This is a genomic window from Borreliella californiensis (genome assembly GCF_014205885.1).
In the GTDB taxonomy this organism is placed as follows: domain Bacteria; phylum Spirochaetota; class Spirochaetia; order Borreliales; family Borreliaceae; genus Borreliella; species Borreliella californiensis.
This window is the reverse complement of record NZ_JACHFB010000003.1, coordinates 91,994-104,980: the sequence shown is the minus strand read 5'-3', so window position 1 is coordinate 104,980 and position 12,987 is coordinate 91,994. Positions and strand designations below refer to the sequence as shown.

General features: G+C 26.7%; 15 protein-coding genes. 12 read left to right on the top strand and 3 right to left on the bottom strand.

Annotated elements, in window-relative coordinates; genetic code table 11:
- The first annotated feature begins 529 nt into the window (after positions 1-529).
- Together HNP67_RS04250 and HNP67_RS04255 are read left to right on the top strand one after the other, a co-directional pair.
- Positions 530-1,084 (top strand): P13 family porin, encoded by a 555-nt coding sequence (locus HNP67_RS04250; RefSeq protein ID WP_184125289.1) that lies wholly within the window; start codon positions 530-532, stop codon positions 1,082-1,084.
- Positions 1,085-1,410: 326 nt separating this feature from the next.
- A complete protein-coding gene (locus HNP67_RS04255; protein WP_184125291.1) occupies positions 1,411-1,920 on the top strand; it encodes a BBA03 family outer surface lipoprotein in 510 nt (169 codons plus the stop codon).
- A 73-nt stretch (positions 1,921-1,993) separates the two neighbouring features.
- Here the strand turns inward: HNP67_RS04255 and HNP67_RS04260 are convergent, their stop codons facing one another.
- From HNP67_RS04260 to HNP67_RS04270, 3 genes are all read right to left on the bottom strand, one after another.
- Positions 1,994-2,845 carry a S2/P23 family protein gene (locus HNP67_RS04260; protein WP_184125293.1) on the bottom strand — a complete coding sequence of 284 codons (852 nt, stop codon included), beginning with the start codon at positions 2,843-2,845 and terminating at the stop codon, positions 1,994-1,996.
- Between the two features lie 116 nt (positions 2,846-2,961).
- Positions 2,962-4,215 (bottom strand): hypothetical protein, encoded by a 1,254-nt coding sequence (locus tag HNP67_RS04265; RefSeq protein ID WP_184125295.1) that lies wholly within the window; start codon positions 4,213-4,215, stop codon positions 2,962-2,964.
- 405 nt (positions 4,216-4,620) lie between these two features.
- Positions 4,621-5,094 (bottom strand): BBA07 family lipoprotein, encoded by a 474-nt coding sequence (locus HNP67_RS04270; protein ID WP_184125297.1) that lies wholly within the window; start codon positions 5,092-5,094, stop codon positions 4,621-4,623.
- A gap of 169 nt (positions 5,095-5,263) precedes the next feature.
- Between HNP67_RS04270 and HNP67_RS04275 the strand changes: the two genes are divergently transcribed.
- The 10 genes from HNP67_RS04275 (at position 5,264) to HNP67_RS04320 (ending at position 12,928) form a co-directional block, all read left to right on the top strand.
- Entirely contained in the window at positions 5,264-5,599 is a 336-nt protein-coding gene (locus HNP67_RS04275; protein ID WP_184125299.1) for a DUF2634 domain-containing protein, read from the top strand.
- Positions 5,596-6,468 (top strand): DUF276 domain-containing protein, encoded by an 873-nt coding sequence (locus tag HNP67_RS04280; protein WP_184125301.1) that lies wholly within the window; start codon positions 5,596-5,598, stop codon positions 6,466-6,468. Before HNP67_RS04275 ends, HNP67_RS04280 begins: the two co-directional genes overlap by 4 nt.
- Positions 6,469-6,470: 2 nt before the next feature.
- Entirely contained in the window at positions 6,471-7,097 is a 627-nt protein-coding gene (locus HNP67_RS04285; RefSeq protein WP_184125303.1) for a DUF735 family protein, read from the top strand.
- A gap of 61 nt (positions 7,098-7,158) precedes the next feature.
- Positions 7,159-8,193 carry a DUF685 domain-containing protein gene (locus tag HNP67_RS04290; protein WP_184125304.1) on the top strand — a complete coding sequence of 345 codons (1,035 nt, stop codon included), beginning with the start codon at positions 7,159-7,161 and terminating at the stop codon, positions 8,191-8,193.
- 23 nt (positions 8,194-8,216) lie between these two features.
- Entirely contained in the window at positions 8,217-8,396 is a 180-nt protein-coding gene (locus tag HNP67_RS04295; protein ID WP_184125306.1) for a BlyA family holin, read from the top strand.
- Complete coding sequence (locus HNP67_RS04300) at positions 8,393-8,818, top strand: BlyB family putative holin accessory protein (RefSeq protein ID WP_184125308.1); 426 nt, start codon at positions 8,393-8,395, stop codon at positions 8,816-8,818. The genes HNP67_RS04295 and HNP67_RS04300 overlap by 4 nt, the downstream gene beginning before the upstream one ends.
- Positions 8,808-9,173 (top strand): BBA14 family lipoprotein, encoded by a 366-nt coding sequence (locus HNP67_RS04305; RefSeq protein WP_184125310.1) that lies wholly within the window; start codon positions 8,808-8,810, stop codon positions 9,171-9,173. The genes HNP67_RS04300 and HNP67_RS04305 overlap by 11 nt, the downstream gene beginning before the upstream one ends.
- Positions 9,174-9,413: 240 nt before the next feature.
- On the top strand, positions 9,414-10,235 hold the full coding sequence (gene ospA / locus HNP67_RS04310; RefSeq protein WP_184125312.1) for an outer surface lipoprotein OspA: 822 nt from the start codon (positions 9,414-9,416) through the stop codon (positions 10,233-10,235).
- A gap of 9 nt (positions 10,236-10,244) precedes the next feature.
- Positions 10,245-11,141 carry an outer surface lipoprotein OspB gene (gene ospB / locus HNP67_RS04315; protein WP_184125314.1) on the top strand — a complete coding sequence of 299 codons (897 nt, stop codon included), beginning with the start codon at positions 10,245-10,247 and terminating at the stop codon, positions 11,139-11,141.
- A gap of 590 nt (positions 11,142-11,731) precedes the next feature.
- Positions 11,732-12,928 carry a plasmid maintenance protein gene (locus tag HNP67_RS04320; RefSeq protein WP_184125316.1) on the top strand — a complete coding sequence of 399 codons (1,197 nt, stop codon included), beginning with the start codon at positions 11,732-11,734 and terminating at the stop codon, positions 12,926-12,928.
- The last annotated feature ends 59 nt before the right edge of the window (positions 12,929-12,987 follow it).

Genomic DNA, 12,987 nt, shown 5'->3' with positions numbered 1-12,987 from the left:
GTATTAAAATTCTTTAATACTTTATAAAGATAATTTATTAGTATACTAATAAATTATCTTTATAAAGATAATTTATTAGTATACTAATAAAGTATCTTTATAAAGTATTAAAGAATTTTAATGCACATGATATTAGTATAATATATATAATTTAAAGTATGTTGATCTATATAAATATCGGAATATTAACAAAACTTCTTAATAAAATCTCAAACTTTTATTTTTTAATAATTTTAAAAATATTCATTTTTTTAATAAAAAAATGAATATAAACATTAATTTGAATTAATAATTAAAAATCACATGAACATAAAAACAATAATCCAATTAATGGGGATACATATTTAAAAACTTGCTTTTTAAACTTAGATTGAGCTTTTAAAAAGTCTTCTTTTACTTTAATATTTATCTTCTTAAGCTTCGAGATTTTTAAAAAATTTATTACTAAGTAAACACGCTGATATTAATTTATTATAAATTGCGCTAATATTTTACTTGTCAAAATTTGCTATTAGGAGATAATAAAAATATGAAAAAAATTTTTACATTAATATTAATTTTTGGGCTAACAATACAAATCTTTGCCACAAAAGACACACAAAATAAAATTGAAAAAGGCATTGAAAAAGATATTGAAAGTTCCAATAAAAATGATAAAGAAGATAAAAAAAATAGAATTGAAAAAGGTATTGAAAGTTTTAATACATATGATAAAGAGAAAAAAAATCCAATCGGGCCATTCCTTTTAAATTTATTTTTACCTTTTGGAATAGGATCATTTATCCAAGAAGATTATATTGGTGGAGGCTCAGTGCTTGGGTTTAATTTATTGGGAGCAATCCTCTGGGGAACTGGAATGATTCTTAACTATCGTGAAACACAATTGACCGGATACATACTAATAGGGGTAGGAGCAAGCATGATTTTAACATCCTACACAACTTCACTTATTATTCCATTTACATTTGCAAATAGGCACAATGAAAATCTTAAAAAAAGACTCAGCACTGAGCTTGTGGGCTTTGAACCCAATTTTGATATTGGAATAAATGGATTCCAATTATCGTTTAAAAAAAGTTACTAAATAAATATTGGATAACAATTTTTACGATTTAATTTAAAATTAAAAATAAATTTGCCAACAAAGAAAGTGTTAATTAATATTCTCTCTGTTGGCTTATTAATTGCACTTAAAATATCCTTAAACCACACCCTGAATACTATAAACTCTTTCAATCTTAATACCGTAATATTCAACCTAATTAAGAAATTATTCTTAATGCCAAATTGGTACAATATTTTTAAAAACTAATAATAACAATTATTAATTAAAATGTTCTAAACATATTATTAAAATGCTATAATTACTAATTATTATTAATAATTAAAATACTTTTTAAGGAGACTATTTTGAAAAAAACAATTATTGTATTTATAATATTAGCATTTATGCTTAATTGCAAAAACAAAAGTAATAATGCTGAACCAGCCAACGATCTAGATGAAAAATCTCAATCTAAATCAAATCTAGTTGATGAAGATAGGATTGAATTTAGCAAAACAACACCTTTGGAAAAATTAGTAGGCACATTAAACTTAAACAATACTGAAAAAGAAACGCTAACATTTTTAATAAACCTATTAAAAGAAAAATTAGTAGACCCAAATATTGGCTTACATTTTAAAAATACTGGTGGAGATGAAAGTAAAATAGAAGAGACTGTACAAAAATTTCTATCAGATCTAAAAGAAAATGAAATAAAAGAACTGCTTGCAAAAATTAAAGAAAATAAAGATAAAAAAGAAAAAGATCCTGAAGAGTTAAATACTTATAAAAGCATACTTGCTAGTGGATTTGATGGAATTTTTAATCAAGCAGATTTCAAAACCACACTTAATACTCTTAAAGATACTATATAGCCAAACCAAGTGAAATTTATAATTAATTTAAAAAAGCTAGTGGTTTTAAACTGCTAGCTTTTAAAATAATTTTTTAGTTAATCAACGAATTAAATGCAAAACTTGCTCTTTTTATCTTAGGATATTTTTCAATTATTTTTTTCATAGCAACATTAAAAAGCTGAGAATCAAGTGAAATTCTGTACACCTTTTCACTTTTTGGATGTTTCTTAGACTTAATGGTAATCTCGGCAATCATATCACTCCAAATTCCATTATTATAAAGAGAAACAAAAGCCTCAATCACTTTTTTAGCATCGCTAGAACCAAAAGGATATGCGGTTACAAGCCCAGATTCAACTGATTTTTCAGACATTGGAAGTCCTCCCCCAAAAAACCCACCTTTATTTTCATTAAAATTTATATCATTTCCCTTGCTTATTAATTTAAACCCAGAAACAGAATAAAGCGGATCACTCTCGCTAGTAGTTTCAAAAATTATTAAGGGCATAGCATAAGAAATATAGCTCCCATCAATAGGAGAAACAAGATAAGAATACTTAATCCCCTTAAGCTCATTAATAAAATCTCCGCGCTCCCCAAACAAATCTCTGGCTTTAATTTTCATCCAACGAATATAAACCGGCAAAAGAAAAAAATTTATTGATTTTGTTCCTTCTAAAAACTCTATTTTAGAGTAATCAATAAATTTATTTTTATTCTCAAGAGCTTTTAAAGTCTTATATTCTTGAAAATCATCAACTACACCAGAATCTCCAGAAAAAAGTCCAAAATTCACCTCTCCTAAAGCTCTTTTTTCTTGATCCAGCCTATTTAATCCACTTTCTCTAATAAGCCTACTACTACCCTCTCCCTCCATTTTTGAATTATCATCTAAATTACACCCTAGAATTAAAACCACAACAGATATAATGACTCTTTTCAAAATGCTCCCCCTTTAAAGTTTTAAAGTTTTAAACTTTTATCTAATATTTAAAGTTTTTAAATTAGAGTATTAGAAGCAAATGTAGATCAATTAACAAAAAAATCAAAATAAAAACTTTAACGTCTGCTAATCTCTTTTATCAAACTGTTTAACATGCGATTTATATAATCATAAAGTTTTTTATTCTTGCCAATATTGTTGTAATAAAGCTTAAAAATTTCTAAAAGAGAATTTCTAACTTTAAAAATCAAAACTCTTTTATTTTTATTACTAATAGAACTTAATGCTTGTTTAAAAGATTTGCCTGTTTTTTCCATTTCTTTTAAAACCCTATTAACATCGTAATTTAATATTATTTCTTCTAGCTTTCTCAATATCAACCTAGAATATTCCTTTCCAAGCCTTTTAAATAAATCGTCAAGATTCTCAAAATCTAATTCTCCATCTAACAAAACCCTACAACATTGCAAAGTTTCTTCTTCTTCGTCTGTTAAATTTCGCTTCCAATTCAAATACCAATCAAGCTCTGACTTTGTAGTAAGAGAAAAATTTTTAAATTCAAGAAGCTCTTTACTAACACTACTAATTTGTTGATCGATTGTTTTTTCAAGGGCCACAAGAATGTCTGTGCTTGAACCACCAGCATTAATTTTGGTTAGATAAAATTGTTGACACAGATTCATATCTAGAAGAGAAATTTCATCTTCTCTATCACTTTTATCAGAATAATTTTCAATCAATCGCACTAAAGTGCTCATTTTAGAAGACAAATCTCCCCACCGCTTTTTCCCTATATCAATCAAAAAATGATTAACGTCTTTTTCGCTGTACCTATATTTTGCCAGCACTTCATCATTATTTAAAAGCCACCCACCAAGAGCATATCTATTCTCATCATTTTGCAAAGATTTCTTGAAAAACTCAAAATTTTTGACCTCTTCCAAATTTAAATGGGAAATCCAAATCTCATCATGAGTATTTTTCAGCAAAGCTTTGCCGTATTTTGACTTGTTAATATTCTGATTTGAAGAGGGTTTTTGCAAAGACCCTGAATTATCTAAATTGTCAAAATTATTACTCGACTGATCCGGATTTTTAGACATTAAATTTTCAGAATTCTTTAAAGTTTGCAAATCCTTTTTGGTGCCCTTAGATTCTCTTAAGCTTATTTGAACATTCTTTTTGCTTTTTAAATTACTTAAACTAGAATCTTTAAGTCTATTGTTACTAGAATCTAAAGATTTTTTTTCATTGCTTATTAAATTTTGCTTATTGCCAGAATTGGTACTTTTTAAATCTTCTTCTAAAGATTTGCTATTACAATTAACAATTAACATAAAGCTAATAAATGCAATTCCTATTTTATTCATAAATTAAATTTCCCCTATTTAATTATTGGTTTAAATAAAAATATAGCTCACTTTACATACACTAAATGTATACATTACATTATTTCTTATTACAAAAAGAATTAGGCTTGATGTTGTTTTAATAATTTATTTTTTAAAACAAAAAACCTAGTTAAAATAACTTAAATAAGTTATTAAGCATAAATTAACCAAACCAATGCCTTTTAAAGCAAAAAGTATTAATAATCTGAGTTATTTAACAATATATAAATTACACATATAAATTAAAATTATTAACATCGGCCTAAATCACAGAAATTTAAATTTTCAAATCCAGATATATTTGCAACAAAATAAATAAACATAAACAAAAAGATTAACTCTTAACATAAGAGCTAATCTAGGGTTAATTAAAATATAAAAAAGTTAAAACGAAGCAGATGCATCGTAATTTTTAACAAGATTACAAGCCTCTTCAATGTTTTTAGTAGTCATAAAAGATTGTCGCAAATTATCTATGTAAGTTTTTTCAACCTGTAACAGCTGATGCTTAGCATTGGCAACATTTGGATCATTTGATTTCTCAAGATCCATTTTGGCCTTTCTTTTGGCCTGTAAACACTTAACAACAGTAGCAAGCATTTCTTTTATTTTCTTTTCATTTAAATTAAAAATTTGATTAAACTTACCTGGATTACTATCAAGAACTACCTGCTCAAGAAAAAACAAAGCTTCTTTTTGGTCATCATTTAAAGAATCTACAAAAGACATTTTAAGTTCTTGATTTGCTATGCTATTAGAAGAATTTAAAAGCTTTGAAGACCTTCTCCTAATATCAGAATAATTAAATTCTTTACAAGAAAAGAATAATAAAATAATAAATAATAAAATATTTTTCATACAGTCTCCCACACTGCGATTACGCAAATATTTAAATTAAAAAATTAAATAACCTTTTTTAAAAAAAATATAAATTATAATATATCTCAACATTTAAAATAATAAACATTTTGTAAAACTTTATAGAAATATCAAATAAAATATGTTAAAATTATTTTGGTAGTTAAAAATGGAAATTAAAATTGATGAAAAATTTAATATAGTATTTAACAACGATCTTAAATTAATAGAAAACATTGAAGAGCAAAAACAGCGTTTGTTTTTTTACCTTAAGACCCCAAAAGGCAGCTTAAAAGAAAATCCAAATTATGGGCTTGACTACGGCTTTTACTTTAAGCTTTGCAAAGCTAATAAACTAGAATCTATTAAAACCTTTTTTTTAAACCTTTCAAGAGAGCTTAAAATAGACCTTATTAACGTAAAACCAAGCATTAAAAATAAAACGATAACAATAAATTTTTTCTTTTTAGGAAAAGACACTTTAAAAATGGATTTTAAAATATGAGTATAATTTTTGATAAAAACTTAGGAATATTGGAAAAAACAATAGAAGAAATTCAAAATGAAAAAAAACATATACTTAGAACAAAATACGGCATAAACATTAAAGATAATTCAATTTACGACATAATAAACTTTCCAAGCTCAAGTATTGACAAGCAAATATCAGAAGTCTTAAAAGAACTTTTTTCCAAAATTAAAGAAAATGGAAGCTATTTTAATGCACTCAAAGAAGACCTAAGCACACCCAAAAGCTCAACTTATGAAGCAATAAGAAAAGCTCTACTAAATGTTGAAGGGGTTAAGCACATAAACATTTTAAGTGGGCCTGGAACAATTAATCTCTACTTAATACTACAAGACGATTGCTTTCAAGACCAAGAAAAAAAGCAAATCAAAATTGAAACTAAACAAAATATCTGGCAAGCAATTTACTATACAGCACCAAGCGGAACAGTTTTTAAAGGTGACATTGGGATTGAGTTTTTAAACAAACACAACCAAAAAAAAACATACAAATTCAGCTTAGGTAAAAAGAAATATGCATATCTTAAAGTAGCCTACAAAACAGAAGCAAAAGACGCAATCTACAAAGATATCGATGCTCAAATTAGAGACATTTACAACAAAATATTAGCCGATAAATACATTGAAATGGGAACATCTCTTAGATATCAAGACTTTCTTGCACCAGTTAGTATTATCAAGGGAATAAAAGAGCTTAAAATCGGGGCTTGTATTAAAAATGACAAGACAACAAAAATCACCCAACTTAGTGACAGTGATTTCACATTTAATAAAGACGAAAACACCAAAGAGGATGAAATTATTATTTTTGATACAAACAAAAGACTGCTTATTAACAGAGAATAAAAATGAACAAAGAAATACCAAAATTTTTAGAAAATACCCAAATTGAAAAATTCATTTACAATGAGCTTGATTACAAAAAAGAGATATTAAAAGAACTAAAAGAACTGCTTGAAAACTTTAACACAATCAACGTTAAAAAGAGCATTAACTCTAAATACATTGTATTACTAATGCTTTCAATATTTAACGCATTTCACTTTAAAAAAGAGCTAGATAAAAATCTTGTTACCTCTCTAGATGCCATTATTTTTGCAATCAAGTCTATTGGCACTGACGAGAGCTTTATTGTACTCTTTAAAGCCTTTTTACACGCAAATGTAGAAGTCAGCTCAAACGAAAACGCTCCAGGCGAAATAATAATAAAATTGCTTGGAAACATTAAGTCCCCGATTGAATTTAATATTGCAGCAAAAAATCAAAACAAACTAAAAAAAATAACAGCAAAGCACTCTGGATTTAAGAAAGCTCTAACTTCTAACTATATGCCCAAAGATTACAAAAACTCAGTATATGAATTTATCAAAATATTAATTCCTACAGGCAGGATAGTTAAAATCATAGACAAAAAACAAATAGAAATAAAAGGCACAAGAATAAAAAACTTTAGCACAAAAGAGCATTTTTTTTGATTTGCCGCCTACTAAATTGTAAATAAAAAGTTAAAACTTAAAAAATTAAAAAGGAGAATTTATGAATACCAACGAACCACAAGAGAGTGTGCAAATAAAAGACTTAAACAGAAAAACAAAAGTTAATCCAAGCGATCTTATTCCTATTGATGACATAGTAGAAGACACTTGCGCAATTACATATCAACATCTCCTAGAACAAATACAAAACGATACATTTTATAACAACGAATTTGGATGCTTTAAAAAAGCAATAAAAGACGTAATTAGTAAGGAACTTTTAGAAAACAAAGAATATATAAAAAGCATTTATATCAAAGTAATCTCAAAGCTTTTAGAACTAAGCACACCATTTGAAAACATAGATTTTGATACTGTTTTTAGAAAAGTTAAATCTACGTTTATTGAGAGTTTAAAGCACACAAACACAAAACCATCTTCAAAAAAAATTTCAATTTATAACTCAGACACAAAAGACATTGAACTTATTCAATTTGAACTCTTGGTTGAAAGTTTAAAAGAAGTTCTTGCAGAAAAATCTGAAGTAAATCAACTTAAAAGCGACCTAACAAGTTGCTTGCAAATAAACGATTTTACAGATACATTTCAAAACTCTTTTAAATCAATACCCAAACAAACTCTTGATACAAAAAATGAACATCTTGTAAGCTGTTATCAAAACGGAATTCCACAAATTGTAGACATTCCTATTTGGTGGCAAGGAAAACCACACGGCTTTGGGGGACTTCACACAATAGTTGATGATGCTAGAATATTAGAATTCCAATATAAAAATAAAGCTACAACTGTTGTACTTAAAAACAGAAATAGCACATCAATTGTAATAAACGAATCATATAAAGATAATTACATTTACTTACAAATAGATGCAGAAATTAGGTATTCAAGCTCAACAGATGATCACAATAAACAATTTTACCTTCAATTTGAAAAAAGCTCTGAAAAAATTCTAATAGCTTCATTTTCTTCTCAAAACATGCCCACGCTTAAAACACCAATTTATAATGGCTGGTACTACGTTGGATCAGGCAAACTAGGCAGGGGAGAAGAAATGCCAATACTAAACAAAGCATAAAAAATAAATAAAAGGAGATATTTATGGATACAATACTTATTTTTTTGTCAACAATTGACAATACAAAACTAATTATATTGGGGGGATTTATTTTGCTGGCAATATTGCCAATGATTTTGGCAATAAAACCACAGTTTAGAGAAAATTTAAATTCTCTTATCAAAAAACTTTTAAAAAATATAAATAAAAAGGACATAAAATGAACAGTAAAATGAATATCAACTCTGGCATTGAGGCTTTAAATAATTTATATGATTTTCTAAAAAGCAGCGATTCTCCAACAGAAGTCAAAGTGGAAAAAGGTATATATTTAGGGCTTAATCTTTACAACCTAATAATGAGCATCTATAAAGATAAAATCACAACCCTTGAGAAGGAAGAATCAATAAAAATATTAAATGAAATTGAAAATGTTAACAATAAAATTACTCAACTTATATCAAGCATTAATGATGAGAGAGATTTAAGTATTATTGAACATTTAAGAGAAGAGAGAAATGAACTAATGACAATCAAAACCCAAGCACTCCAAGAACAAATAAAAGAGTTCTCAGAAAATCCAAACACTACTAGTAACAAAACCCAAAACTTAAAAGAAGATAAAGGAGATAAAATTGCAAATTAAAAATTTCCATTTTTTGTTTTTATTAAACATTCTTATAATCTTTTCATGCTCTACAATAGCAAGCCTTCCAGAAGAGCCATCATCCCCAAAAGAATCAACATTAAAGGCTTTAAGTTTATATGAAGCGCATCTTTCAAGCTATATTATGTATTTACAAACATTTCTTGTGAAGACTAAACAAAAAGTAAATAACAAAAATTATCCTGAGTTTAAGCTTTTTGACACAAGTAAATTAGAAAAAGATCAAACTCTAAAATCAATCAAAACAAACATTACTGCTTTAAAGAATCATATTGACAAAATAAAACCAATTGCAATGCAAATTTACAAAAAATACTCAAAAAATATACCTTAATACCTTAAAGACATTTAATTTTTCTTTTTCCTGAAAGTCCCAATTGTGGGACTTTTTTTTTAAAAAAAATAAAAGTCTACATTTAATTTAAACTTAATTAATATTAAAACTATTTGATATTGAAACTATTTTAAAATTATTATCATTTTATTTTTTTTCAATTTTCTATTTGTTATTTATTAATCTTATACTATAATTATAGTTGTATTAAGTTATATTAATATAAAAGGAGAATATATTATGAAAAAATATTTATTGGGAATAGGTCTAATATTAGCCTTAATAGCATGTAAGCAAAATGTTAGCGGCCTTGATGAGAAAAACAGCGTTTCAGTAGATTTACCTGGTGAAATGAAAGTTCTTGTAAGCAAAGAAAAAGACAAAGACGGCAAGTACAGTCTAATGGCAACAGTAGACAAGCTTGAGCTTAAAGGAACTTCCGACAAAAACAATGGATCTGGAGTACTTGAAGGCGTAAAAGATGACAAAAGTAAAGTAAAATTAACAGTTTCTGACGATCTAAGCACAACCACACTTGAAGTTTTAAAAGAAGATGGAAAAACATTAGTATCAAGAAAAGAAACTTCCAAAGATAAGTCATCAACAGAAGAAAAATTCAATGAAAAAGGTGAATTAACTGAAAAAATAATGGAAAGATCAAACGGAACCAGACTTGAATACACAGAAATTAAAACCGATGGATCCGGAAAAGCTAAAGAAACTTTAAAGGACTTTGTTCTTGAAGGAACTCTAACTACTGAAAAAGCAATATTGACAGTTAAAGAGGGAACCGTTACTTTAAATAAGAACATTTCAAAATCCGGAGAAGTAACAGTTGATCTTAATGACACTTCAACAACTGCTGCTACTAAAAAAACTGGAAAATGGGATTCAAGCACTTCAACTTTAACAGTTAGTGTAAACAGCAAAAAAACTAAAGATCTTGTATTTACAAAACAAGACACAATTACAGTACAAAAATACGACTCAGCAGGTACCAACTTAGAAGGCACAGCAGTCGAAATTAAAACACTTGATGAACTTAAAAACGCTTTAAAATAAGGAGAATTTATGAGACTATATTTAATAGGATTTGCTTTAGTGTTAGCTTTAATAGGATGTGCACAAAAAGGTGCTGAGCCAAAAAATACTTCTCAAAAGTACAATGATCAAGAAATTATTGACTCAAACAAAGCACCAAAAGACGCTAAACAAGACCTTCCTACAGTGACAGAAAACTCAGTGTCTCTATTCAGTGGTAATGAAATTTTCGTAAGCAAAGAAAAAAACAGCTCTGGTAAATATGATTTAAGAACAACAATTGATCAGGTTGAGCTTAAAGGAACTTCCGATAAAAACAATGGTTCTGGAAGCCTTGAAGGCGTAAAATCTGACAAGAGTAAGGTAAAATTAACAGTTGCTGACGATCTAAATACAATAACTGTAGAAACATTTGATACTAGCAACCAAAAAATTTCAAGCAAAGTTACTAAAAAACATGGGTCAATAACAGAGGAAACTCTCAAAGCTAATAAATTAGACTCAAAAAAAATAACAAGATCAAACGACACTGTGCTTGAATACTCACAAATGACAGATGCTGACAATGCTACAAAAGCAGTAGAAACTCTAAAAAATGGCATTAAGTTCGAAGGAAATCTTGTAGGCGGTAAAACAACATTGAAGCTAGTAGAAGGTACTGTTACTCTTACAAGAGAAATTGAAAAAGATGGAAAAGTAAAAGTCTTTTTGAATGACACTGCAAGTGGTTCTACTAAAAAAACAGCTACTTGGCAAGAAGCTACTAACACCTTAACAATTAGTGCTGACAGCAAAAAAACTAAAGATCTAGTGTTCTTAACAGACGGTACAATTACAGTACAAAAATATAACACAGCTGGCACTGCACTTGAAGGATCAGCAGCTGAAATTAAAGACCTTTCAGAACTTAAAAGTGCTTTAAAATAAAAAATAATAAGTAAACCCCCACCCTACAAGGCAGCAGCTAATGTAGGAAGGGTTTATTACAACCTAAAAATTGAATTTATATATTTTTCAATTTGTTACTTCTAGAAAAAGTCTCTTAGGAGACTTTTTCTCTATAAAAAAAGAGAAAACATAACAATATACAAGTCAAACTATTTAGGTCTTCAACCTTTAACTTTAATCTTTAAGTTTTTAAAATCAAAATAAAAACGATAATAACCTGAATACCCACAATTTAAAAAAATCAATAGGGCTAATTCCTTCACTCAAGCCTAACTCTTGAATGAAGGATAAATAATAAAATAATCTAAATTCTTAATAAAATTAAACCCATCGCTAATCAGCTCACTATTTTAAATAAAAATTAACGCGTAAAAATAATTTACTCCTAATATAAGTTTATTACTCATTACATTTTATTACAAAAACTTACTTTTGTAAAGCATATTTAACAAATTTGAATTAAATATACTTTTTTTATATTTTTTATATAAAAATACTTTACTTTTTTAAGAAACTGTACTATTAATTAAGTTATAATTAAAGAAACTACTTATATTAGGAGTATAAAATTGAAAACATTAAAACAAAAATCACCAAACACTACAAAAAAGGCAAAAAAAACTACAATAAATTTCCAACACAACTTGATTGTCTTAATCTCTACTCTTAACTTTATCAACTTAAACTTTAAAAAATACACACAAAAAAACATACTTTATTTCCTAAATAAAAACCTTGAAAGAAATAAACAAAAACCCATAAAACTAAAAACACTACAAAACTATTTATATATACTAGATAAAAAATTTAAAGTCACTCTAAACTACTGTAAACATTTGGGAAGAAATTCAGGAAGTGAAACTTACTATAAACTTAAATACGAAAAAGAAAAATGCTATTTAATAATTAACACATACTTTAAAGAAAAAATAATCAATAAAATTGACGAATTTACGCAAAGAATAAAAAAATTTAATCAAATAAATAGTAGTGTAAAATGGGAGTGTATTAATAATACTAATAATATATATAAATATAAAGAGTATAGAAATATACACAAAAATTCTAAAAAAACAACAAATAACGAAATGATAAAAAAGTATTTGAGTAAATGTAACTTCAAAACAAAAATTCCATCTTTAATATTGAATTTAAAAACAACAAACATCATTAAAATATATCATTTAAGAAACTTAAAACACATTGAAAATGACCTTAAAGAAATAGATTCTAGAAACATTGAAAAATACCTTTCAAATATAATAAGAGAAAATGTAAACAATCCAGGATATCTTTGTAAGTTTTTCAAAAACAGCGGATATAAAAAAATAATAGATAAAATAAAAAAGACAGAAAAGAAATACAAAACTAAGAAAGAAATTTTAAAAAAAATAATTGAAAAAAAAATAAAAGAATTAGAAAATGAACAATATAAAAAGGAAGATCTTGAAAAGTTTTTTAACAAAACATACGAAATTTATAAAACAAAACCTCATTTCATAATAGAACACAAAAAATATTCAGATTTAGATAACTTAATCCAAAGAGCAAAAACAGAAATCCCCAAAATTCAAGACAAAATGATGAAGCTAAAAAGTATAAAAAACAACATTTTTAGTATATTATTAGAACAGTTAAGGTACAAAGTAGATGAAGATAAGTTAATTCCTACTTTAAAAAAATTCATTGAAAATGAGCCTGATCTTAGATATAGCAAGGTATTTGACAATTCCTACTATAATAATTTGATTGAAATAGTGAGCTAGTGAACTAGTAAGCTATTGAGCTAAAGAGAAAATGTACAGGATAGCTTTACTATTAAGGA

Excerpts from the sequence above, each read along its gene's own strand:
- HNP67_RS04250 (WP_184125289.1), top strand. The coding sequence starts at position 530 with ATGAAAAAAATTTTTACATTAATATTAATTTTTGGGCTAACAATACAA.
- HNP67_RS04265 (WP_184125295.1), bottom strand. The coding sequence starts at position 4,215 with ATGAATAAAATAGGAATTGCATTTATTAGCTTTATGTTAATTGTTAAT.
- HNP67_RS04270 (WP_184125297.1), bottom strand. The coding sequence starts at position 5,094 with ATGAAAAATATTTTATTATTTATTATTTTATTATTCTTTTCTTGTAAA.
- HNP67_RS04275 (WP_184125299.1), top strand. The coding sequence starts at position 5,264 with ATGGAAATTAAAATTGATGAAAAATTTAATATAGTATTTAACAACGAT.
- HNP67_RS04280 (WP_184125301.1), top strand. The coding sequence starts at position 5,596 with ATGAGTATAATTTTTGATAAAAACTTAGGAATATTGGAAAAAACAATA.
- HNP67_RS04285 (WP_184125303.1), top strand. The coding sequence starts at position 6,471 with ATGAACAAAGAAATACCAAAATTTTTAGAAAATACCCAAATTGAAAAA.
- HNP67_RS04290 (WP_184125304.1), top strand. The coding sequence starts at position 7,159 with ATGAATACCAACGAACCACAAGAGAGTGTGCAAATAAAAGACTTAAAC.
- HNP67_RS04295 (WP_184125306.1), top strand. The coding sequence starts at position 8,217 with ATGGATACAATACTTATTTTTTTGTCAACAATTGACAATACAAAACTA.
- HNP67_RS04300 (WP_184125308.1), top strand. The coding sequence starts at position 8,393 with ATGAACAGTAAAATGAATATCAACTCTGGCATTGAGGCTTTAAATAAT.
- ospA (WP_184125312.1), top strand. The coding sequence starts at position 9,414 with ATGAAAAAATATTTATTGGGAATAGGTCTAATATTAGCCTTAATAGCA.
- ospB (WP_184125314.1), top strand. The coding sequence starts at position 10,245 with ATGAGACTATATTTAATAGGATTTGCTTTAGTGTTAGCTTTAATAGGA.